This is a genomic window from Pseudomonas sp. B20 (assembly GCF_020515755.1).
GTDB lineage: Bacteria > Pseudomonadota > Gammaproteobacteria > Pseudomonadales > Pseudomonadaceae > Aquipseudomonas > Aquipseudomonas syringae.
The window spans coordinates 70,853-92,855 of sequence record NZ_JAHPJG010000020.1; the positions used below are offsets into that span (position 1 = coordinate 70,853).

Genomic DNA, 22,003 nt, shown 5'->3' on the forward strand with positions numbered 1-22,003 from the left:
TGTATCCGTTGCGCAGGTCGGAAACCTATTCGCCTGAAACTCGTCTACACTTCACAACACGATTTGGCCCCTTCCAGAGGACGCACCATGTTTTCAAAACCCGATATTCAGCGAGTTCTTGAAACAGCTTTTCTGCCTTCAAAGTGCGAGTGCGTCGTCGCGCCCAATGAAACCTTCTCGGTGAAGCTTCTCCACCCCGAGTCAGGTGATATCCAGCTCTACGTAACGGGGCTGTCCCTGTCCGAGGTAGAGAGCAGCCGATCCATCGCACGGCTGGTGCTCTCTCTGAGAGAACAGAGAGATTTGATGGGACAGATGAATTTGTCTCTGAGGCGGATGGCTTGAGGACTGGGCTTTGCGTTTTATCGATATGGAGATGAAGGAGGGGGGCTCAAGTAATCGTCATGGCGTGATGCGATGTCGGAGCGTCTACCCTCGCGAGTCCATCACCAAGACAATGACGCGATGCTTTCCCGAGAAACGGGCCTTGAGTCGGGCCTGAGGTTGATTCCCTCACGTAACTAAAGCCGCGGTGCGCGCGGTTTGAATACCAATATGATGCACAACCACCGGCGCCCGATGACAGGAGTCGCACCTGCACATGGATTCTCAAAAATGATGGAAACTGCAATTACGGCGCCAGCAAGTCATGTCCCACCTTTTACCTCAGTTCGCACAGCCGCACAGGCGTTGCCATTCAGTGAGCTACGCTGAGAGAATTTCGAAACGCTCAACCGCATTGATTTAGAAGGCCTGTGTGGCTTTCTTCGCCGGATGCTGCTTGGCGAGGACTGATATGTTCTAAATTGCCGTGTAATATCTACTGGATTGCGTCGGATTACAGGCGCCTCCGCTTGGGTTTGAATGGCGACCGACCGCTGTCGGGCGATTCTGTTGGAAAAGTCGCTTCATCAAGATTGCCTGGGCACTGAACGATGAAAACGCCTTTTTGCGCGCCGCTACGCGAAATATGAGAACGGGGTCTTCTGCTCAACGTAAAGATTTCAATCTCAAGCCCGTGCTTTTCTGCCGTGAAAACCACGACCAACTGTTTTTAACAGAATCGGTCAAGAACTGTCAGCCAAGCTGGTATTTCGAATGCTTCGCCGGGTAGGCACAGAGACTTCCTGATCTGCAGGTACGGTTGCCAGTCAGATCCCCATAAGCGCCGATATGCGTATAGGTTCAAACTGAGCACTAAGATTAAGGAAAGGGTTATGCTTTGAGACGAGGCCGATGGTGTGGCCGCTCATCGCAATCATCGGAATGAAGATGACTTTCTATCATAATGAAAAACGAACAGTTCCTTGAGGCAGGTATCTAGATGATGAGACTGAAATCCGAGCGGCACCATTGGTGGCCAAGATGCGTATCTAAACATTGGGCTGATTCTAAAGGGTTTGTGCATCGAATAACTCCCGACGGGACATCGATACGTGTTCCGCCTGCACAGCTCGGCATGATTGGAAACGGGCATCACATCAAGCTCGGCCGGAACCCCGCAGACAGCACGCCTTGGGATACTAGTTTCGAGCGTGAGTTTGATTTGGCGGATAGTACCTTCCCATCGGTCATAACTTGGTTAAATAATCTCCAAATAAAGAAAATGCTTGGCCGTGAGTTACGGGCTCGCTTTGTGCCTCAGCCCAGCACTGATGATCAGCTAAAAACTTTGACTGAGTGTGTAGTTTCCTTGGCCGTCCGCAGCCCAAGAAATAGGGAGGCGGCTGTTTCTGTCGCAGAGAACCTCCGCGGGAAACTTCCTTCGCATGAGAGAAATGCGCTTATTGGTCTAAACATGCGGCAGTCACAACGGATAATTTCGGACAGTATTGGGTCGCGTGCTAAGTTCTGTGTTTTATTTTCATCTGGAAAAGAATTCATATATGGAGATGGGCTTTTTGATAACGTGGCGGGCTCTGTAAATCCTCCTCATAGTCCTAAGATAATCGCTCCCATTACCCCAATGATCAGCGTAATTATTAGCAGGCCAACTTCTTACAGTCCTGAGCCTAGGCTTTCTACCTTTGTTTTGTCTGATGAAGAAGTACAGAACTGTAATCATGCGATACAGGTTTATTCAAAAGGAGCGCTATTTTACAGGTCAGAGAAACCCATTTTGATCGATGCATTCACCAATGGCCAGCATTTAATCTACAGCCATCCAGATAATCCAATGGATACATTGATTGAAGGGATTCCAGGTATCTCTCCAAGAAACCGTTCATTAGACTTTCTTTTAGATTAGGTGTGAAGTGGCGGTAGCACAGCGTTGCAGATAGGAATAGTAGAACCATGGCGTAGCTGCTACTTTGGGCGCTTGTCGACGCATTCCATATTCACACGCTTTTTGCCAGCCCGCATCTATAAAGTCGATAATGCCTAGGCCCCGTCGATTTCAAATTCTGCCGGCCGGCTGAAATGGGTCGATTGCAGTGGGGGGTGATAGCCAACAGTCGACCTTTTGCTGACTGTTTCGCTCAGAAGCCTACGACGGCCATCTGGGCTCTTTAGTGTACGCACTGATTGCTATTGCCGATAGATTTTAAAGAGGCCGTCGAATGGCTCGTGGTCACCTCCGCGATTTCCGCTAAGTTGAATCAAACTGTGAATCACAGAGGATCTGAACGTGGGTCATCAGAAACAGAAGAAAAACCAAGCCATGATGGACGTGGCGACCGTTGATGACTTTAAATACGACAATCTTCCGTCAATCCTTTTCATTACGAACACCCTCCACTTCCATACGTTGCAGGAAATATTCCAACGGACGGCGCATGTTGCTAAAGAGTTAGGAGATGCTGCTGCAGGACGCGCCTACAGCGTGCTTTCTGTCACTTGCAGTTACCACTTCAATCCCAGTAGGACTGGCACATTTGGCCCTCAAATGATCATGGATCGTCGGAGTTCATTAATACCGAGTGATTACATAGGTCAGCAGCAGGACGATTTAATGCAAGTCACAGACTACATCGATCATCCATTGCTTTGTGCACGTGTCACAGACAGTTGCTGGTACACAAATAGAAAACTTCACGGAATGACGAAGACTGCACCTACTTCCTATCTCGATGCCGTGAACCTGTTCTTCACTGGAGGCTTGCTCTATCAATACGAGTCGGATTTAGAAATTCTTCCAAAAGAAAAGTAAATACTTACTGTCTTTTAGCATGGGAAAAGTTATTCCGACCAGCAAGGAAAGGTGATTGCTCAATCACTATCAGCTGGTTTCGGGGGTAAGCCTTCTGAAGAGTGGTTCGATCATGAAGCCCTCTCAGAAGTCGGGCTCCACTATCATGTTGAAATCGAAGCCTTAATTAAGCCTACATGCATCACCATGACTTAGTACGAGTGCATCCACGAGAGACATTTTGAGTCACTCGCTTACTACAGTGCTTTCGTACCGCCAGGGCGCGAGGCAATTTTTTGCACTGGGTTCGCTTGAATGATTAAAGGGGACATGGTTTCTGCTGTTCACGCACTCATTCCTCAATTGAAAAACTCTCTCCGATACTTGCTTGCTATCCGGGGCACCAGAGCAGCAAAGCTAAATGTCGACCTTACGCAGGAAGATCAGTCTCTTAGTAAAATTTACTCAAGTCGTAAGTATGAATTAGATCAGGTTTTTGGCAAGGAGATAACTTACATGTTCCATCTGCTTTTCAATCTAAAGGGTTGGCCTATGTTGAGGCACGAAATGGCTCACGGCAAACTCTCTGCTAGCAACTGCTACAGCGGCCCTTGCATCTATGCATTCTGGCTAATGTTTCACATCACTTGTAGCCTTCTCGTGAAACTTTGGGAACTCACAGTCAGCTGGCAATTCAAGAAGCAACTTACTAAAAAGAGACAGGCTCCGTCACCCTCTGCGGATTCACACTCATCGAAAGCGATTTTATGTTACCAATGATTAGCAAACTGCAATCAGCAGCGTCGACGTCGAAGAACTAGCGCTTTACGCATCAGGACATGAGTGCCTAGATGAATTACGCATCCGCCGCTGGTCAATCGTTGCTATTCGTCATCAGCAGCTTTTTTGGGTCAAAAACGGTCGTTCACTACTATAAAAAATATGAGTCGATTCACAGCATCCGTGATCGAGTAGCTAGCTACCGCGAGCGAGAGTACGATACGCAGACCGAGACTAAAAATTTAACAGTTAAGCTAATGGTTTGCTGTCGTTAGCCGATAACGTGAATTGAATCGCCCCCTAGCTCAATGGATGAACGGCCGATGAAAGCTGTATTGCGCAAATGCAAAATAGAAGACCTTAACTACGTTTCCAGTATTCTAGATAACTATATATCGCTCACTAATGATTCGCTGCGCAAGGAATTGCTTGCTAAGGCTGGGAGTTGTGGCGAAGTGAAAGAAGAATTGATTGCGCTGCTGGATAAGCAAATTCGTTATTTTGGCTCATCAGATTTGGCCTATCTCGCACGATCGCTTTTCGATAGCGATGGCGGTGTTTCTGCAAATGAGTTGGTTGCTGATGTATGCGCCAAAGCTAAAGTCAAAATTAAGCTGGGTGGCTCGGTTGAGTCACGACTGGAAAAACTTGTCGTGGCAGTCGTCGAGAAAGAACTTCTGAGTAAGTCGCCCGAAGAACTTGCCAAAGCTTTTAAGGAAATGGGTATTGAAGATGTTGACCGAGAGATGATTATGGAACATCTGAAAAGTAATGGGAAAGTCGCTATCCTCCCCATCATTTTCCAGATTCTCGGCCCCAAGGTTGCTTTGGGAATCATTGAAGTCATCATTATCAGCATTATTGCCCAGATCATTGGTCGTGAAGCTGCTAAGGCTCTCGTACAAGAGATCGTCAAGCGTAATCCGTGGCTCAATGCTCTAGGCCCATGGATGTGGGCATTATCTGCTGCGTGGCTTGCTTTTGACGTGCAAGGCCCGGCATACCGTAAAACTGTCCCCATCTGCCTCTACCTTGGTGTGGTGGGACTGCGTGACGGACCAGAGACATCAATTACTGATTTTGCTTAAAAAGGTGACTGAGGGATTATGGGTCTCCCGGAGTTGAGCGCACGGCCATAGCTATGGTCATCTTTAGGTCTAGTAGACACTTGTGATAGAGTGTTCACTTTTGGTCGACTCCTGCCTTTCGCAATCGGCAGATAGCGGCCAGAAGCGGACGCTCCTAGTCGTCAGCTTCCAACTCATTTCAACCGTTGCGAGGCCACTGAGATGAGCCGGTATGCCGAAGAATCATGCTCCGCCATAGCATCTCGAAGCCGCGCGCTCTATTCGTATAAACCTCTTATAAAGTGTTAACGATGGCCGCTAGTTAAAACCGTTTAGCTAAAGATGCAACGCGCCTTGCATCTTCTGCTTGCTTCGTCTCATCTCCATCCCGCCAATAAACATCGCCACCATAATAAGATAACTCTTTTTGCGGTGGGACTGTAATCACAATTACGCCAAGTCCGAAATACGTATTGTAATCAATATTGGATAGCACAGACGTTTTCAATGGTTCTGATAAGTCAGAGTCGCTTATATATGATTTCCAACGTGCATAATAATCTTCAACGCTGATGCCGAGCTGCTTTGCTTCTCTGGCAACGCCAACAACGTGGCGCCGGGCCACTTTGACTGCCTGAACGCCATCAAGCTTTAGTACCCGTTCAGAGTCTGCGACTTTATCAGTAACGCCAAGGATGAGTTTTCCAAGCTGGCCTGCACCGTTATTAGCAATAGCGCAGATGGTCTTAACGACCTTCTGGACCAGATTTTCATCGACATGACGGTCATCAGCTAGCGAAAGCATACCTTGTTTCAATTCATAGTTATAAAGCTCAATCTCGGAGCGTCGAATCACAGAGTCGATATCAGCAGTGGCGTGCCCGCCAAATGCTGGCCGTTCTGCCCCCATGTCTACGCAGAACGGGTTTATCAACGTCTTGATTGTATTTACACTAATTCTTCTTTCTTCAGATGAGGTTGATTTCCTACCCGTAGAAATTCGCCCGTTAAGATTCGTAATAGCCTTTCTAACTGCAGCGTAATCGGCGATTTTTCTATGTTCCTTAAATATGATCTCATGAACCGCAATGATAATCACCGCAAAGAAAGAAGGGAAAGCATTTGTTGTGCTCGTCTCGAAGACAATGTTTCTCAATTTTGAGGTCGGATGGATGTGGCAAATTTTTAAAATTTCGTCTACACAGTATTTAAACTCATGGGCGAAGCGCTCAGTTCCATAAACCTCAATAGCTGTTAGAACTTGATTGCTTTCTACTGAGTTAGCAGTATATATTTTATCTAAAGCGTCCTTCGATCTTTCGAGCAAAGCCGGGCTCACAATGCAGGCCGCAACATCCGCTATGCATTGCTCATCCATGCTATCTCGTAGATCGGTAGACTTCAGAATGCCCTGAGCTACCCAGAAAACTTCGTCGGCTTGAATCTCATAGCCATGCTTAGTCTTAGGGAGATCAATACTAATTGAAGGCATTGCTCGAAGCACAAGAGTATTCGAGGACTCATCTCCCCTCAAGCTACATGCGACAAGGCGTACCATATCGGACAAATCATTTTGTACGCCGGCTTGGCGCCTTTCCTGATCGCTTAGCCGATGACCGTATGTGTTGATTCTGTCGAAAACGTCGTTGATTTCTGCATCCGTGGCATTGCGCATAACTGAAAGTGCCAAAGGGTAATCTAGTAGTGTACCAATCTCTTTCTGTCCGATATAAGACTGTGCTAGCTCAGGCGTAAAATCGCCAGCATCTGCGTGCGCTTTAGCAGTAGGGAAGTACGTAAGGTCGAAATGATTCCCTTCAAGCGTAGGGAACGCTGTTTCTATAAATGAGACTATCGCATGGAGGCGCTGCAACCCGTCAATAATCTCGTAAGTGCCTGGCTCTTCTTCTCTTTCAGCTAGTAATATTGCTGGAATGGGATATTTTTTGATGATGGACTCTACCAGCTTTTGTTTTTCTTCAAGAGTCCAAACAAGCTTTCTTTGATATCGTCTATTTACATACAGTTTATCTTCTCGATACCAATTGTAAACTGACTGGATAGGTGTCTGTTGCGAAGCTAAGTCTGCCATGAATCCTTGTCCTTTATATATTTCTGGGCCGTGGCTCGCAGCATAGTGAATATCATGGAATAAAGGCAACCGTTCTTCCGACGGTAGCGCGATATTTTACTGGGCAGTGGATCAACTATCGGGCCAAATACCAGCTTCGCTAGACCTTCTGTTTCCTCACGCAAGCTCTCAGCTTTGCCTCTAGCAGCTGCAAGAGGTGAATGCGGCCATCAGGTGGCCGATTTATCCCGTTGTCGTTTGTGTGTTGGGTTCGGAAACAATCGCTTTCGAGCGGCTGGATTTTACCCATAGCAGCCTAATCACATCAGGCAGCCACCGACTCAAGGCGGCCATGTCTTGGATCCCTAATGTCTCATCAGGTGCTGATGATGGATGGGGCAGGCCAAATAGCTGCCCAGCTTTTTGATCGGATACGGTCAAGGCAGAGCGCCTTTTTCCTACCTGGAATTTTGCTGTTGATCTAACGACGAGGTTGAGAAAATCGTCGCGTTCGTGCCGTTGATGCCACAGATGATAAATACGAACACGATCCATCAGCTTCTGAAAAGTAATGGCCTTCGGACGGCTTACTTTCTCGACATACAGCTTCTCTGAAGCCTTCCGCGCAAGATAAATATGCAAATACCCGGAGGAGTGCAGGGGGGCTGGTGCAAAGCCGGAATGACAGCTCATTCGCAGCCTGCTCAAACCCGACTGAACTGTGGAGCCCTCACGGGGACTGAACTTAACACCCCTTGAAGGAGCCAGCCCCATGAACAGCGATCAACTCAATCAGCACGACGCCGAACGCCTCCACCAGCGAGTAGCGGCCGAACTGGGCATTACTGCCGAAGAGCTGACCACCTGGATGATCAACGATATCGAACGGGTGACCGAAGGCGGCAAGGACGTCGGGCACATGGTGGTCTTCCGCGAGTCGACCCCTGCGGAGGTTCTCGACAAGGTTCAGCACAAGCAAAGCCATTTCACGGCCATGACCGGTGTGATCGATCTGAGCTAAGTGCAGCGGGCTTTGATGTTCAAAGCCCGCAGACTCAATAGCCTGCCCCGGTGCCTGCGCCTGTCACGATCGCAATCCCGGAACTGGTGCCCAGGCGTGTTGCGCCAGCTTCGATCATCGCTCTGGCCGTGGCCACGTCACGCACTCCGCCAGACGCCTTGACGCCGATGTCAGGGCCGACCACCCGGCGCATCAGCGCCACATCCTCGAGCGTTGCGCCACTGCGGCTGAAGCCGGTGGAGGTCTTGACGAATGCCACACCCTGCTCGCGGCAGATCTCGCAGGCGCGCACCTTCTGCGCCTCATCGAGCAGGCAGGTTTCCAGGATCACCTTGAGCGGCACCTTGCCACAGGCCTGCAGCACCGCGGCGATATCGTCGCGGACCTCATCGAACAGGCCGTCCTTGAGCCAGCCGATGTTCAGCACCATGTCGATTTCCTGAGCGCCGGCAGCGATCGTCAGCGCTGCTTCCGACGCCTTGCTGGCACTCAGCCCGGCGCCCAGCGGAAAGCCCACCACCGCACAGACCTTCACGGCACACCCGGCGAGTTGTCGAGCGGCAAAAGGCACCTGGCTGGAGTTCACGCACACCGAGTAGAAGCCGTGGTTCCGGGCTTCGGCGCAAAGTGTGGCAATCTGCTCTCGGCTGGCATCCGCCGCCAACAAGGTGTGATCGATGGCCTGGGCCAGTGCAGCGGGTTCGAGTGAGTTCATCAAGGGATTCCTGTCATCAGTAAAAACACTTGGGTGGATACCCATAAGTTAAAAAATTAACACTTGGTGTTACTCTAGCGACACCTCCAACGGATTGCCGGGATGCCCATGGACGTCAAGAAAACCGACCGCATCAAACAGATTCAACAGGCCCTGCAAGATCAGAGAGCCATCCATCTGCGGGAGATGGCGGCGCTGCTTGAGGTGTCCGAAATGACCTTGCGCCGCGACCTCAGCCGGCACCCCGAGCAATTACGGCTGCTGGGCGGCTACATCACTCGCGCCCACGATGATCCTGAGCCGGGGGATTACCGGGTCAGCGAGCAGGGCACCCGCCATGTCGAGGAGAAGCGCCGCATCGGCAAGCTGGCCGCCACTTTCATCCGGCCCGGCGACACCGTGTTTTTCGACTGCGGTACGACGATCCCCTTCGTGGTCGACTTCATCCCCGACGAGCTTGAGTTCACTGCGGTGTGCAACTCGCTCAACGTGCTGCTCAAGCTGCAGCAGAAACCCAACTGCAGCATCGTCCTGTGCGGCGGCATGTTCCACCGCAAGAACCAGGTGTTCGAGAGCCATGCCGAAACCAGCATTCTCGACGGCGTGCGCCTGACCTGGGCCTTTGTTTCGGCGGCCGGGGTCAGCCTGGACTGCGGTGTCACTTGCTTCAATTTCCACGAGGTGGAGGTCAAGCAGAAGGTCATGCGCCAGGCCCGGCAAAGCCTGCTGCTGGCCGATCACTCCAAATTCGACGCCGTTCGCACTGCGCACTTCGGTGCCTTGAGCGATTTCCATTGCGTGGTCAGCGACAAGAAAATCCCGCGGAGCTACCGCGAGGCCATTGAGGCCGGCGGCGCGCAGTTGGTGCTCTAGATGCATCACGGTTGCAGCGCCCGGCGTTCGGGTGCGTTCAGGTAACCGGTGGTCAGGCTGAACTCGGCGCTGGCACCGGGCGCGAGGCTGCGCACGTTGCCTTTGGCGAGTTCGGCGCGGTAGCCCTCCGGTTCACAGGTGGCCGGCAAGATGAAGGCCGCCACCTGCTGATCGGTGTTGTGCAGGATCCAGCGCGCGGCGTGTTCAAATTGCCGCGGGCTGTAGCGGGTGTAGAACGCCGCGCCGTCGGGATGATCGAGGAAGAAATGCGCCTGTCCATGAGCGTCGCCGCGCACGTCATCGAAGAAGCAGACGATCTCCGGGTCATACAGCGCGGGCGAGTCGAGCACCTCGAGGCGGGTCGGGTCCTGACTGAGCTCGGCGATATAGGCGTTCCAGGCTGGGGTCGGCCGCACATGGGCCGGCACGCTGGCGCGTACCCGTGTGCGCTCGCAGCCCAGGGGCTGGGTGAGGCGCGCGCCGTCGACGTAGGCGTAGTTCATGTGCGCCATGTACATCAGGTCCATGGCCTTGCCGGCCAGATTGACCACCTGCATGTCGATCTCGAACAGCCCGCTGGCCGGGCGCAGGGTCACGCTCGGGCTGGCCCGGTAATGGTCGCCGAAACCCTGCACGTATTCGTAAGTGCCGCCGAGGCGCAGATAAGCGCCGTGCTCGTCTTCGCCTGCCTGCAGCCAGGCATCGTCCATCGGCGCGCAGGGCATTTCGCCGTGCAGCGCATGATCATCCTCGGGCCCCGGGCAACCGTTGCGCAGCAGGCCGCTGTGAAACATGAAACAGCCGTAGGTGCCGATCACGCTGGCACTGGGCCGCGGCTGGGTGAACATATTGAGCATGGTCAAATCAACGCCGTCGAATTCGGCCGACCAGATCATTTGCCCCTGCCAGGGCAGGATCACCAGCTTGCCGCGGCTGTTTTCCAGTGACAGCGCCTTGACCCCGCTGGGGTAGGTCCAGGCACGCACGCTGAAATTCGCGGATTCGAGCAGCAGCCGGCTGGCCTGGTCCCAGAGCTGTGGATAGAGCGGCAGGCGCAATGCTTCGCTACTCATTGCGCCACCGCCGTGGCCGAGCCACCCAGCAGCGGTTGCGGCTGACGCATGCAATACACTGCGTACATCACGATGGCCACGAAGCACAGCAGCGGCACCCTATAGGCAATCTGCATGTTGCCGCCATTGGCATCGCTGAGCAGACCCTGGAAGATCGGCATTACGCCACCGCCTACGATGCTCATCACCAGCAACGAGCCGCCGACACCTGTGTCCTCGCCGAGCCCGTCAATGGTCAGACCATAGATGGTCGGCCAGCAAGGCCCGAGAAACACACTGACCCCCACGGCGGCATACACCGCGGTGATGTTCGGCACCAGGATGGTGTAGGCCAGCAGCACGATGCACAGCACGCCATACACCGCGAGAACTTTGGCCGGGTGCATTTTGCGCATCAGCAGGTTGGCGATCATCTTGCCGATGAAATAGGCAGCAAAGGTGGTCAGCAGGAACCACGAGGCACTGCGCTCGTTCATCCCGCCCATTTGCATGGCCAGGCGAATGGTGAAGCTCCACACCCCGACCTGCGCGCCGACGTAGAGGAACTGCGCCAGCACACCGAAGCAGAAGCGCGGATTGCGCCGCAGGCGGCCGAGGCTCTGACCGATGCTCGCCCGCGGTTCGCTGACGGTGCCGTTGCCCTTGCACGCGGGAAAGCGGGTGATGGCGATCAGGATGAACATCAATATGAGTACCGCGATCATCCATTTGTACGGCAGCAGGGTCGACTGGATCATTTGCAATTGCTGCGCCGCCGCCTCACTGGCGCTCATCTGGGCCAACTGTTCGCGCGTGGCGTCGGTGTCCTTGAACATCACGAAGCTGCCGACGTACACCCCGGTCATGGCGCCGAATGGGTGGAAGGTCTGCGAGATGTTCAGGCGCCGTGTGCCGGTTTCCCGTGGCCCCATCAGTGTCGAATAGGTGTTGCACGCGGTCTCGAGAAACGACAGGCCGGCAGCGATGACGAACAGTGCCATCAGGAACATGCCGTACTTGGCGGTCGACGCCGCCGGAAAGAACAGGGCGCAGCCGAACAGGTACAGCATCAGGCCGATGAGGATGGTGGTCTTGTAGCTGAAGCGACGCACCACCAGTGCGGCCGGAATGGCGACGAAAAAGTAGCCCAGGTAGAACGCCGACTGGACGAAAGCGGTCTGGAAGTCGCTGAGCAGGAAGGCCTTCTTGAAGTGCGCGATGAGCACGTCGTTCATGCTCGCGGCCGCCGCCCACAGGGCGAAGATGCTGCAGAGCAGGATGAAGGCGAACCACGGCGTACGGTTCAGGTAGAACCCGTCCGGGGTTTGTTGCAGCGCAGGCTTATTCATTATTGTTCTCCGCGAGATGCTGGTGAGTGTCAGTTGGCCGATGCATCGAGGAAGCGCGCAAACGTCGGCGCATCGGGGTAAGAAGATTGCGTGCCGAGGCCGGTGACCGAGCAGGCCGAGTAGGCCACCGCTTGGTGCATGGCCTGGCGAATATTGCCGTCCTCGCTCCAGTGCCGGGCGAAGCAGCCAATGAAGGCGTCACCGGCACCGGTGGTGTCACGCGCCTGAACCTTGACCCCTGGCACCTGCCACTCGCCTTCGGCGCCGACGTACAGCGCCCCTTGTTCGCCCAGGGTGACGATGACGTGGCGTACGCCCAGCGCAACCAATTGGCGTGCAGCCTGAGCCGCTTCCTCGGCGCACGTCACCGGCTGGCCGCTGATCAGAGCCAGCTCGCTCTCGTTGGGGATCAGGAAATCCAGCTGCGCCAGGTGCTCGCGACTCAGGCCGGCCAAGGCCGGCGCCGGATTGAGCAGCACCGGGATGGCATGCCGATGAGCGAAGGCGATGGCGTGGTAAACGGTCGCCAGCTCGACTTCCAGTTGCAGCACGATCAATGCGCAATCGCGCAGCTGCGCCTCGGCGCGGTCGATGTCGGCCGGGCTCAGGTGGGCATTGGCGCCTTTGACGATGAGGATGCTGTTATGGGAGTTCTCCTGGACGAAGATCGGCGCCACGCCGCTCGACACGCCCGGCACCCGTTCAACGAAGCGCGTATCAATGCCCAGCCGTTGAAAATTGGCCAGGGTGGTATCGGCAAAAGCATCGTCGCCGACCTTGCTGAGCATCAGCACGTCGGCACCCAGCAGCGCAGCGGCGGCGGCCTGATTGGCGCCCTTGCCGCCGCACCCCATGGCAAAACGCGGTGCTTCGAGCGTTTCGCCCTGGGCAGGCATGCGTTCGATGTAAGTAATCAGGTCGACCATGTTGCTGCCGATGACTGCAATCTTGCTCATTGTTATTTTGACCTCACCAGCGCCGATGGAAGCCTCGGCGGCTTTATTTTTGTTATTTAAATAACATTTTCTGTGAGGATTCAATCTTTATTTTTTGATATGAGCGTGCGCTATCAAAACGCCTGCAGGGCGTTTTGGTGGCCGTTTTGGATTGGAGGAAGGGGTGTCGCGCGCGCAAGGCGTGTCCTTGAACAATTGATTCCACGGCCATTTTTTCAGACCCCGGAAACCACAAAACCCCTGAATTCGTTGAAGAATTCAGGGGTTTGTGTGTTTCAAATATGGCGGTGAAGGAGGGATTCGAACCCTCGATACAATTTCTTGTATACACACTTTCCAGGCGTGCTCCTTAAGCCACTCGGACACCTCACCGTATCTCGACGACAACGTTGTGTCTGTCGAGGCGCGCTAATGTAGTCGAAAGCTTTTCCTGACGCAAAACTTTTTTTCAGATTTTTCATGCGCTTAAGCAAAAAAACGCTGATTCGCCAGTAAAAGGCCCTGGCAGAGGATACGGCCCTTGGGCAAAGGGCCGCTTGTGGTGGTGGCGTCAGGCGCTGAAGCCGCCGTCGATGGTCAGGCTGGCACCGGTGATGTAGCCCGCTTCAGGGCCAGCGAGGTAGGCGACGAAGCTGGCGATTTCTTCGCTGGTGCCGTAGCGGGGCAGGGCCATCAGCGCTTTCAGGGTTTCGGCGAATTCGCCCTGCGCAGGGTTCATGTCGGTGTCCACCGGGCCGGGCTGGACGTTGTTGACGGTGATACCTTGCGGGCCGAGGTCGCGGGCCATGCCTTTGGTCAGGCCGATCAGCGCCGATTTGCTCATGGCGTACGTGGCGCCGCCCGCAAAGGGCATGCGATCGGCGTTGGTGCTGCCGATGTTGATGATGCGACCGCCTTCTTCCATGTGTCGCGCGGCTTCCTGGCTGGCGATGAATACGCTGCGCACGTTGATGGCCAGAGTCTTGTCGAAGTCCTGCATGCTGAATTCATTGAGCGGCGCAATGGCCAGAATGCCGGCGTTATTGACCAGGATATCCAGCCTGCCAAGGGTCTCGGCAGTGGTCTGCACGGCCTGGCTGATGGCTTTTTCGTCGGCGCTGTCTGCGCGAATGGCCAGTGCGCGGCCGCCATTGGCGACGATGCTGTCCTGAATCTCCAGAGCGCTGACCTCAGAGCTGACGTAGGTAAACGCCACGGCAGCGCCTTCTTTGGCCAGGCGCTGGACGATGGCTGCGCCGATACCACGTGAGCCGCCCTGCACGAGCGCTACTTTGCCGGCGAGTTTAAGGTGTTCGATCATGATGTTCTCCTTGGGGGCAGGTCTCGGACAAGCCTGGGGCTGTCGACGATTGCGACCAGAATAGACCTTGATTGCGATAGTCTTGCTGAACCAAAAGTTCGGACTGATTGATCATGGATATTCAAGACAACAGCGCGCTGATCCTTATCGACCTGCAGCAGGGCATCCATCATCCCAAGCTCGGGCGACGCAATAACCTACAGGCCGAGAGCCATGTCAGCGCTCTGCTCGGTGCCTGGCGGCAATCCGGGCGGCCGGTGATTCACGTCCGGCATTTCTCGACGTCGCCCGAATCAGTGTTCTGGCCGGAGCAGTCGGGGGTCGAGTACCAGCCAGCGTTCTTGCCACAAGCCGATGAGCGTGAGCTGAGCAAGCAGGTCCCCGACGCGTTTTGCGGGTCCTTTCTGGAAATGTGGTTACGCTCCGACGGGATCAGGCAGGTGGTGATAGCCGGTGTGGTCACCAACAACTCGGTCGAGTCCACCGCGCGCAGTGGCGGCAATCTGGGGTTTGACGTGCTGGTCGCGCACGATGCCTGCTTTACCTTCGATCAACAGGACTTCTTCGGCACGCCGCGCAGTGCCGAAGAAGTGCACGCGATGTCGCTGGCCAATCTGCACGGCGAGTACGCTAGGGTCCTGTCGACGGCGCAGATTCTCCAGCAGGTTGCTGTCGAATAAGCGCCTGACGGGCTTACTTGCGGGTTTTCTTCGGCGCAGCGGGCAGTGGGGCGAACAGGGCCTGCAGGTCTTCATCGCGCAGTTTCCAGTCGCCGGTTGTACGGCCGTCGAGCACGCCCGAGGCCAGCGCTGATTTCTCCCGCTGCAGGCGCTGGATTTTCTCTTCCACGGTGCCGCGCGCGATCATCTTGTAGACGAACACCGGCTTGTCCTGGCCGATACGGTACGCACGGTCGGTCGCCTGATTTTCCGCTGCCGGGTTCCACCACGGGTCGTAGTGGATCACTGTATCGGCGGCGGTCAGGTTGAGGCCGGTGCCGCCTGCTTTGAGGCTGATCAGGAAGATCGGCAGCTTGCCGCTCTGAAAATCATGAATCGGCGTGCGGCGATCGCGGGTCGAGCCGGTCAGCAGGGCGTAGGCGATACCGCGCTGCTTGAGCTCTTCCTCGATCAGGCTGAGCATCGAAGTGAACTGCGAGAACAACAGAATCTTGCGACCTTCGGCCAGCAGTTCTTCGAACATCTCCATCAGGCTGTTGAGCTTGCCCGAGGTGCCCTGTTTGCTGTTGACCGGCATGTCCTGATTGACCAGACGCAGGTCGCAGCACACCTGACGCAGCTTGAGCAGCGCTTCGAGAATGATGATTTGGCTGCGTGCCACGCCTTTGCGGGTGATTTCGTCCCTGACCTTCTTGTCCATCGCCAGGCGTACGGTTTCGTACACATCGCGCTGGGCGTCGTTGAGGTCGACCCAGTGGATGATCTCGGTCTTGGGCGGCAGTTCGGTCGCCACCTGCTCCTTGGTGCGACGCAGCAGGAACGGCTTGATACGCGCATTGAGGTGATGCAGGCGGTCCTGGTTGCCATGCTTTTCGATGGCGGTGCGGTAGTTGCTGTTGAATTCCTTGCTGTTGCCCAGCCAGCCGGGCATCAGGAAGTGAAACAGCGACCACAGCTCGCCCAGATGGTTTTCCAGCGGCGTACCGCTGAGGCACAGGCGCTGACGGGCGTTGAGGTTGCGTGCGGCCTGGGCTGCCTTGCTGTTGGGGTTCTTGATGTACTGCGCTTCATCGAGAATCAGTACGTGGAAGGGCTGTTTTTCGAGCAGCTCCAGGTCCCGTGGCAGCAAAGCGTAGGTGGTCAGGATCAGGTCGTAATCCTGAAGATTGCCGGCGTCCTGATGCCGGTTGGCGCCATACAGTGCCAGCACCTTGAGGTCCGGGGTGAAGTGCTCGGACTCGTCCAGCCAGTTGGGGATCAGGCTGGTCGGCATCACCGCCAGTGCCGGGCGATCGAGGCGTCCGGCCTGTTTTTCCATCAGCAGGTGAGCCAGGGTCTGCAGGGTCTTGCCCAAGCCCATGTCGTCGGCCAGCACGCCGCCGACTTCCAGCTCGCGCAGCGACTGCATCCAGCTCAGGCCTTCCAGCTGATACGGGCGCAGCGTGGCGTTCAGGCCATCGGGCAGGCTGACTGGCGCGTCCTTGATGTTGATCAGGCGTTCGGCAAAGTGACGCAGGCGGTCGCCGCCCTGCCAGGTCAGCGGCAGGTCTTCGAGCTGGGTAAGGCGCGCCGCATCTGCTTTACTCATGCGCAGCGCGTTGTTGCCCTCCTGACGCCAGTAGAAGTCCCCCAGCGTCGCCAGCACCGGCTTGAGCCGCCCGTAGGGCAGGGCGATCTGTACCGGGCTGCCGCCGCTTTGCGTGAAGTGGTTGAGCTGCACCAGCAGTTGTTCTTCGTCGCCGCGCTTGGCCACGGCCGACGGGCTCATCAGTTCGGGATGGCTGCGGATCAGGTTGATCAGGATCGGCAACAGGCTCAGGCGTTCGCCGTTGACGATGATGCCCAGTTCGAGGTCGAACCAGTCGCGCTCGTTCTCTTCGTCGATGACCGCATACCAGTCTTCCACCGGCGTGACGTCGAAACCGAACTCTTCCTGAATGTCGATTTCCCAGCCTTGCTCGCGCAGCCGCGGCAGGTCATCGAGGACAAAATGCAGCCAGGCCTTGTCATTGGGCAGTTCGTACATGTCGCCGGCGCTGTCGGGCAGTGCCTTGCTTTGCCGGGTGGCGACCTTGAAGCCCAGATCGGCCAGTTCCTGACGCAACTGCCGCTCCCGTTCACCCTGACGACGGATGCGCAAGGTTTCGGTGTCGGTGTGTTCGATGATGTCGCTTTTCTGGTTCACCAGATCGCTGCCCAGCGAACTTACCAGAATGCTGACGTTGGTGGTGCCAACCGCGTAATGCTTGCCGTAGGCAAAGGCCAGCGCGGCACGGTGCTGAATGTGCCGCTGCATGCGCCCGTTGCGTGGTTCGTAGGCACTGAACTCGATGCTGGCCAGAATCAGCCTCGGCCGTGGCTGGAGGTCATCGATCAGGCGCTCCGGCAATCTGGGCTTCTGCTCGACGGGCTTTTCCGGCTCTTGCTGGTGCGAGGCCAGTGCGGCCTGCAGCAGCGGACGGTTGTGCGGGTCCTGCAGAAACAGCAGGGCAGCCACGCAGTGTTTGCAATCGTTGCGAACCGGGCAGGTGCATTTGCAGGTCAGGTAGTTCTTGTAGCGATCGGGGTCCTTGAACAGCAGCGTCTGGGTATAGATTTCCAGGCCCGAGCCCCGACAGGCGGTGCGGATGATCTGCGGGCTGGAGTCTTCCAGCACGATGCGTTTTTGCCGGGCGTAGTCGCGCCCTCGCTCAAGCGTTCGCTCGTGGAATAGGTCTGTCCAGGCCGCAGCCAGGACTTTTTCGAGAATGGACGACAAGTTTTAAAAAGCCCTACGCCGCAGCGATGCTCAAAAAGAAAGGGGACGCCTGGGCGTCCCTTGCGTACGTAAAGATCAAAGAGGAGAAACCTTGATCAGCAACGCGAGGTTGCCGTTGTCCAGATAGGTCAGCTCACCGTTCTTTACCCTGGCAGTCTGCTTCAATCGTTCACTGCTGATGACCACGCCATGCGGGTCCAGCTGGTTGACCCAGAATTGTGCACCAATATCGGTGAAGCGTGCCATCGCCAGACTCACGGTACCCTCGATCGGGAAATGCCCAAGCCGCTCTTCACCACTGGTGATGGCGACTTTGCCCGGTTCGGTGCCTATGCTCTGCTGCCAGGCGCGCTGCATCAGCACTTCATAGTTGCCGCTGCCTTGCAGTTTGCTCGCCAGATCATTGAGCGCGGGGCTTCGTTCATCGTTCGCGTCGATCTTCTGTGCGCCTTTGTCCCAGTTTTCCGGTACAAGCTGGCGGGTCGAGGCCGGCTCGCCGTTCTGGCGAAACAGCAGAATCTCGACCTGATACAGGCCATCGGCGAACGCGGCTGGCGCTATAAGCGTCAGCAGCAGGATCAATGAACGAAACAGAAGCATGCGTGAATCCTTCAAGCAGTTTTCGGGGTCAGGCGCTCAAGCAGCGCTTCGATCGTGTTGAAGCGCTCTTCCGGGCGCTCCATGGGAACCATGAATTTGAACAGCGTGGCACCTTCGAACTTGTAGCGGTTGGGCTGGCTCTGGATCAGCTTGATCAGGGTCAGTGGATCAACCGGCGTCTCGGCCGCGAACTCGATACGGCCACCTTGCGGGCCACCGTCGATTTTCCGGATGCCGAGCTGTTCGGCGTGCAGTTTGAGCAGCGTGATACGCACCAGATTCTTGGTCGGTTCCGGAAGCAGGCCGAAGCGGTCGATCATTTCGACCTGCAGGTCCTTGAGGGCCTCTTCGTCAGCGGCGTTGGCAATGCGCTTGTAGAGAATCAGGCGCGTGTGCACATCCGGCAGGTAGGCTTCGGGGATCAGTGCCGGCACGCGCAGGTTGATTTCCGGCCCGCCGCCCAGCGGCTGATCGAGATTGGGCTGCTCGCCCTTGCGAATCGACTTCACCGCGCGCTCGAGCATTTCCATGTACAGGGTGAAGCCCACCGCCTGGATCTGACCGCTCTGGCCGTCCCCGAGCAGTTCGCCTGCGCCACGGATCTCCAGGTCGTTGGTGGCGAGCACGAAGCCCGCGCCCAGGTCCTGGGTGTTGGCGATCGCTTCCAGACGCTTTTCGGCATCGTGGGTGATCTGTTTGCGTGGCGGGGTCAGCAGGTAGGCGTAGGCCTGGTGGTGACTGCGCCCGACGCGACCGCGCAACTGGTGCAACTGGGCCAGACCGAACTTGTCGGCGCGCTCGATGATGATGGTGTTGGCGCTCGGTACGTCGATGCCGGTCTCGATGATGGTCGAGGCGATCAGCACATTGAAGCGCTTGTGGTAGAAGTCGCTCATCACCTGTTCGAGTTCGCGCTCGCGCATCTGCCCGTGGCCGATGCCGATACGCGCCTCCGGCACCAGCTCGGCCAGATCGGCAGCGCATTTCTCGATGGTCTTGACGTCGTTGTGCAGGTAATAGACCTGACCGCCGCGCAACAGCTCGCGCAGCAGGGCTTCCTTGATGGTCGGCTTGTTCTGCTCCATCACGAAAGTGCGCACCGACAGCCTGCGCGCCGGTGGCGTGGCGATGATCGACAGGTCACGCATGCCCGACACGGCCATGTTCAGGGTGCGCGGGATCGGCGTTGCGGTCAGGGTCAGAATATCGACCTCACTGCGCAGCGCCTTGAGCTGTTCTTTCTGGCGCACGCCAAACCGGTGTTCTTCGTCGATGATCACCAGACCGAGGTTCTTGATCTTGACGTCATCCTGCAACAGCTTGTGCGTCCCGATAACGATGTCGATCTTGCCCTCGGCCAGATCGGCAACCGCGGCGCTGACTTCCTTGGCCGACTTGAAGCGGCTCATCACCTCGACGGTCACCGGCCAGTCGGCGAAACGGTCGCGGAAACTGTTGTAGTGCTGCTGGGCGAGCAGGGTGGTCGGCACCAGAATGGCCACCTGACGCCCGCCATGCACGGCGATGAAGGCGGCACGCATGGCCACTTCGGTCTTGCCGAAACCCACGTCGCCACAGACCAGGCGATCCATTGGCTTGGGCGCCAGCATGTCGGCGCGCACGGCGTCGATAGTGGTTTGCTGATCCGGTGTCTCTTCAAACGGGAAGCCTGCGCTGAAGGTCGCGTAATCGGCTTTCGGGTCGGCAAACGCATAGCCTTCGCGGGCTGCGCGACGCGCGTAGATATCCAGCAACTCGGCCGCCACGTCACGGACCTGCTCGGCAGCCTTGCGTTTGGCTTTCTGCCAGGTTTCCGAGCCGAGGCGGTGCAGCGGCGCGGTTTCGTCGTCGCTGCCGGTGTAACGGGCAATCAGGTGCAGGTTGGCGACCGGGACGTACAGCTTGGCGTCTTCGGCGTAGGCCAGCATCAGGAATTCGGCGACCTGGTTTTCGACTTCCAGGGTCGCAAGCCCGAGATAACGACCTACGCCATGATCGATGTGCACCACCGGCGCTCCTTCGCGCAGCTCGGTGAGGTTCTTGATGACCGCGTCGTTATTGCCGCCGTCGGTGCGCTTTTCGCGGCGACGGCGCTGCATGACGCGCTGGCCGAACAGCGGGCTTTCTGCGATCAGCGCCAGGGCTGGTTGTTCCAGCAGCAGGCCTTCGTCAAGCGGCGCGATGGTGATTGCCAACCGGTCCTTGCCGTCGACGAAATCCAGCCAGCTGTCGACGGTCTTGGGGCGCAGCTTGAGGCGTTCGAGCAGCTCCAGCAGCACTTCCCGGCGTCCGGCGGACTCGGCGGTGAACAGTACGCGACCGGGGAAATCATCCAGAAAATTCGACAGGGCCGCCAGTGGTTGAGTGGCCTTGGCTTCGATGGACAGGTCCGGCAGGGACTGCGCCGGGAAACGCTCGCGTCCGGCACCGGCGTCGACATCCTGCTGGCTGGCGACCACGCGCGGCCAGTTTTTCAGGCGCGCGAAGCAGTCTTCCACCGGTAGAAACAACTCGGCCGGCGGCAACAGCGGCCGGGCAGGGTCGACGCGGCGTTCTTCATAGCGATTGCGCACGTCGTTCCAGAAGTTCTCGGCCGCCTGTTCGATGCCCGGCAGGGAGAACACCTGGGTGTCCTGCGGCAGGTAATCGAACAGCGTCGAGGTTTCCTCGAAGAACAACGGGATGTAGTACTCGATGCCGGCAGGTGTGATGCCGCTGCTCAAGTCCTGGAAAATCGGGCTGCGCCGGAAGTCCACGTCGAAGCGCTCGCGAAAGCGCGCCTTGAAGCGCGTGACTTCTTCTTTCTGCAACGGGAATTCACGGGCGGGCAACAGGCGCACCGACTCGACTTTGTCGATGGAGCGCTGGGTGTCCGGATCGAAGGTGCGCAGCGTTTCGATTTCATCGTCGAACAGGTCGATCCGAAACGGCAGTTTGCTGCCCATCGGGAACAGATCGATCAGCGCCCCGCGCACGGTGAACTCGCCGTGTTCGTAGACCGTGTCCACATACCGGTAGCCGCTGGCCTCCAGGCGCGTACGCATGGCTTCCACATCGAGCTTCTGGCCGACATCCAGCACCAGGCTGCTGCCGAGCAGAAATTTGGTCGGCGCCAGTCTGTGTAGGGCGGTGGTGATGGGGACTACCAAAACGCCATGCTCCAGTTCCGGCAGGCGATAGAGGCTGGCAATACGCTGGGAAATGATGTCCTGGTGCGGCGAAAACAGGTCGTAGGGCAGGGTTTCCCAGTCCGGGAAGTGCAGAACCGGCAGCGTAGGCGCAAAAAACTTCAGTTCTTGCTCGAGCCGCTCGGCGCTTTGGCTGTCGGCGGTCAGGAGCAGGGTGAAGCGCTTGGCCGCGCTGGCGGCTTCGGCAATGGCCAGGCTCAGTGTGGCACCGGGAAGATTGCCCCAGTGTTGTTTGCCTGCAGCGGCAGAAAGATGCGGTAGACGCAGAACTGGCACGGGAAGGTCGGGCTCCAGGCGTTGCAACAGGGGCGGCGATTGTAACGGGGGAAGGTGGTGGCTGTCAGTTTTCCGGAGTATTACCGAGTGTTTACGGGCGAAAATTATGTAGTGCGCGTCGATATGACAGCCGTGCATTGCTCATAAACAAAGGCGCGGTCATAATGTAGCCCCTTTTTTCAGCCCC

Annotated in this window: 17 protein-coding genes and 1 tRNA gene; 7 read left to right on the forward strand and 11 right to left on the reverse strand. The window is 56.6% G+C overall.

Annotation, left to right across the window (positions count from 1 at the left end):
- The first annotated feature begins 87 nt into the window (after nucleotides 1-87).
- From LIX91_RS19385 to LIX91_RS19400, 4 genes are all read left to right on the forward strand, one after another.
- The gene (locus LIX91_RS19385) at nucleotides 88-345 is read left to right on the forward strand and encodes a DUF1652 domain-containing protein (RefSeq protein WP_046270234.1); all 258 of its coding nucleotides are present in this window, start codon (nucleotides 88-90) and stop codon (nucleotides 343-345) included.
- A gap of 979 nt (nucleotides 346-1,324) precedes the next feature.
- Nucleotides 1,325-2,248, forward strand: coding sequence for a DUF4238 domain-containing protein (locus tag LIX91_RS19390; RefSeq protein ID WP_226488986.1), 924 nt, complete (start codon nucleotides 1,325-1,327; stop codon nucleotides 2,246-2,248).
- Nucleotides 2,249-2,629: 381 nt separating this feature from the next.
- Nucleotides 2,630-3,151, forward strand: a complete 522-nt coding sequence (locus LIX91_RS19395) for a hypothetical protein (RefSeq protein ID WP_226488987.1) — start codon at nucleotides 2,630-2,632, stop codon at nucleotides 3,149-3,151.
- A gap of 1,082 nt (nucleotides 3,152-4,233) precedes the next feature.
- Nucleotides 4,234-4,998 (forward strand): hypothetical protein, encoded by a 765-nt coding sequence (locus tag LIX91_RS19400; RefSeq protein ID WP_226488988.1) that lies wholly within the window; start codon nucleotides 4,234-4,236, stop codon nucleotides 4,996-4,998.
- Nucleotides 4,999-5,299: 301 nt separating this feature from the next.
- Here LIX91_RS19400 and LIX91_RS19405 read toward each other — a convergent pair whose 3' ends face one another.
- Nucleotides 5,300-7,069, reverse strand: coding sequence for a DUF262 domain-containing protein (locus LIX91_RS19405; protein WP_226488989.1), 1,770 nt, complete (start codon nucleotides 7,067-7,069; stop codon nucleotides 5,300-5,302).
- Between the two features lie 222 nt (nucleotides 7,070-7,291).
- Nucleotides 7,292-7,741 carry a hypothetical protein gene (locus tag LIX91_RS19410; RefSeq protein WP_226488990.1) on the reverse strand — a complete coding sequence of 150 codons (450 nt, stop codon included), beginning with the start codon at nucleotides 7,739-7,741 and terminating at the stop codon, nucleotides 7,292-7,294.
- Nucleotides 7,742-7,820: 79 nt separating this feature from the next.
- Here LIX91_RS19410 and LIX91_RS19415 point away from each other — a divergent pair, with 79 nt between their 5' ends.
- Nucleotides 7,821-8,069: a hypothetical protein gene (locus LIX91_RS19415; protein ID WP_003436658.1), complete on the forward strand. Its 249-nt coding sequence runs from the start codon at nucleotides 7,821-7,823 to the stop codon at nucleotides 8,067-8,069.
- Between the two features lie 34 nt (nucleotides 8,070-8,103).
- On the opposite strand, the gene deoC is transcribed toward LIX91_RS19415, so the two are convergent.
- The gene (gene deoC / locus LIX91_RS19420) at nucleotides 8,104-8,784 is read right to left on the reverse strand and encodes a deoxyribose-phosphate aldolase (RefSeq protein ID WP_226488991.1); all 681 of its coding nucleotides are present in this window, start codon (nucleotides 8,782-8,784) and stop codon (nucleotides 8,104-8,106) included.
- A gap of 108 nt (nucleotides 8,785-8,892) precedes the next feature.
- Between deoC and deoR the strand changes: the two genes are divergently transcribed.
- On the forward strand, nucleotides 8,893-9,657 hold the full coding sequence (deoR, locus tag LIX91_RS19425; protein ID WP_226489005.1) for a DNA-binding transcriptional repressor DeoR: 765 nt from the start codon (nucleotides 8,893-8,895) through the stop codon (nucleotides 9,655-9,657).
- Between the two features lie 5 nt (nucleotides 9,658-9,662).
- Here the strand turns inward: deoR and LIX91_RS19430 are convergent, their stop codons facing one another.
- The 5 genes from LIX91_RS19430 to LIX91_RS19450 all read right to left on the reverse strand — a co-directional run bounded on the left by LIX91_RS19430 (nucleotide 9,663) and on the right by LIX91_RS19450 (nucleotide 14,314).
- Complete coding sequence (locus LIX91_RS19430; protein ID WP_226488992.1) at nucleotides 9,663-10,730, reverse strand: aldose 1-epimerase family protein; 1,068 nt, start codon at nucleotides 10,728-10,730, stop codon at nucleotides 9,663-9,665.
- Nucleotides 10,727-12,058 (reverse strand): L-fucose:H+ symporter permease, encoded by a 1,332-nt coding sequence (fucP, locus tag LIX91_RS19435; protein ID WP_226488993.1) that lies wholly within the window; start codon nucleotides 12,056-12,058, stop codon nucleotides 10,727-10,729. The genes LIX91_RS19430 and fucP overlap by 4 nt, the downstream gene beginning before the upstream one ends.
- A gap of 29 nt (nucleotides 12,059-12,087) precedes the next feature.
- Entirely contained in the window at nucleotides 12,088-13,014 is a 927-nt protein-coding gene (gene rbsK, locus LIX91_RS19440; RefSeq protein ID WP_003437257.1) for a ribokinase, read from the reverse strand.
- 282 nt (nucleotides 13,015-13,296) lie between these two features.
- Nucleotides 13,297-13,386 (reverse strand) — tRNA-Ser (locus tag LIX91_RS19445).
- Nucleotides 13,387-13,564: 178 nt separating this feature from the next.
- Entirely contained in the window at nucleotides 13,565-14,314 is a 750-nt protein-coding gene (locus LIX91_RS19450; protein ID WP_226488994.1) for a 3-oxoacyl-ACP reductase family protein, read from the reverse strand.
- A gap of 113 nt (nucleotides 14,315-14,427) precedes the next feature.
- Here LIX91_RS19450 and LIX91_RS19455 point away from each other — a divergent pair, with 113 nt between their 5' ends.
- Complete coding sequence (locus LIX91_RS19455; protein WP_226488995.1) at nucleotides 14,428-14,994, forward strand: cysteine hydrolase family protein; 567 nt, start codon at nucleotides 14,428-14,430, stop codon at nucleotides 14,992-14,994.
- Nucleotides 14,995-15,007: 13 nt separating this feature from the next.
- Here LIX91_RS19455 and LIX91_RS19460 read toward each other — a convergent pair whose 3' ends face one another.
- From LIX91_RS19460 to mfd, 3 genes are all read right to left on the reverse strand, one after another.
- Nucleotides 15,008-17,752, reverse strand: a complete 2,745-nt coding sequence (locus LIX91_RS19460; RefSeq protein ID WP_004418371.1) for a DEAD/DEAH box helicase — start codon at nucleotides 17,750-17,752, stop codon at nucleotides 15,008-15,010.
- Nucleotides 17,753-17,827: 75 nt separating this feature from the next.
- Nucleotides 17,828-18,352, reverse strand: a complete 525-nt coding sequence (locus LIX91_RS19465; protein WP_003349009.1) for a CsiV family protein — start codon at nucleotides 18,350-18,352, stop codon at nucleotides 17,828-17,830.
- Nucleotides 18,353-18,363: 11 nt separating this feature from the next.
- On the reverse strand, nucleotides 18,364-21,816 hold the full coding sequence (gene mfd / locus LIX91_RS19470) for a transcription-repair coupling factor (RefSeq protein ID WP_004410256.1): 3,453 nt from the start codon (nucleotides 21,814-21,816) through the stop codon (nucleotides 18,364-18,366).
- Nucleotides 21,817-22,003: the final 187 nt, after the last annotated feature.

Coding starts and splice junctions, on each gene's coding strand:
- LIX91_RS19385 (WP_046270234.1), top strand. CDS start 88: ATGTTTTCAAAACCCGATATTCAGCGAGTTCTTGAAACAGCTTTTCTG.
- LIX91_RS19390 (WP_226488986.1), top strand. CDS start 1,325: ATGATGAGACTGAAATCCGAGCGGCACCATTGGTGGCCAAGATGCGTA.
- LIX91_RS19400 (WP_226488988.1), top strand. CDS start 4,234: ATGAAAGCTGTATTGCGCAAATGCAAAATAGAAGACCTTAACTACGTT.
- LIX91_RS19405 (WP_226488989.1), bottom strand. CDS start 7,069: ATGGCAGACTTAGCTTCGCAACAGACACCTATCCAGTCAGTTTACAAT.
- LIX91_RS19410 (WP_226488990.1), bottom strand. CDS start 7,741: ATGAGCTGTCATTCCGGCTTTGCACCAGCCCCCCTGCACTCCTCCGGG.
- LIX91_RS19415 (WP_003436658.1), top strand. CDS start 7,821: ATGAACAGCGATCAACTCAATCAGCACGACGCCGAACGCCTCCACCAG.
- deoC (WP_226488991.1), bottom strand. CDS start 8,784: ATGAACTCACTCGAACCCGCTGCACTGGCCCAGGCCATCGATCACACC.
- deoR (WP_226489005.1), top strand. CDS start 8,893: ATGGACGTCAAGAAAACCGACCGCATCAAACAGATTCAACAGGCCCTG.
- LIX91_RS19430 (WP_226488992.1), bottom strand. CDS start 10,730: ATGAGTAGCGAAGCATTGCGCCTGCCGCTCTATCCACAGCTCTGGGAC.
- fucP (WP_226488993.1), bottom strand. CDS start 12,058: ATGAATAAGCCTGCGCTGCAACAAACCCCGGACGGGTTCTACCTGAAC.
- rbsK (WP_003437257.1), bottom strand. CDS start 13,014: ATGAGCAAGATTGCAGTCATCGGCAGCAACATGGTCGACCTGATTACT.
- LIX91_RS19450 (WP_226488994.1), bottom strand. CDS start 14,314: ATGATCGAACACCTTAAACTCGCCGGCAAAGTAGCGCTCGTGCAGGGC.
- LIX91_RS19455 (WP_226488995.1), top strand. CDS start 14,428: ATGGATATTCAAGACAACAGCGCGCTGATCCTTATCGACCTGCAGCAG.
- LIX91_RS19465 (WP_003349009.1), bottom strand. CDS start 18,352: ATGCTTCTGTTTCGTTCATTGATCCTGCTGCTGACGCTTATAGCGCCA.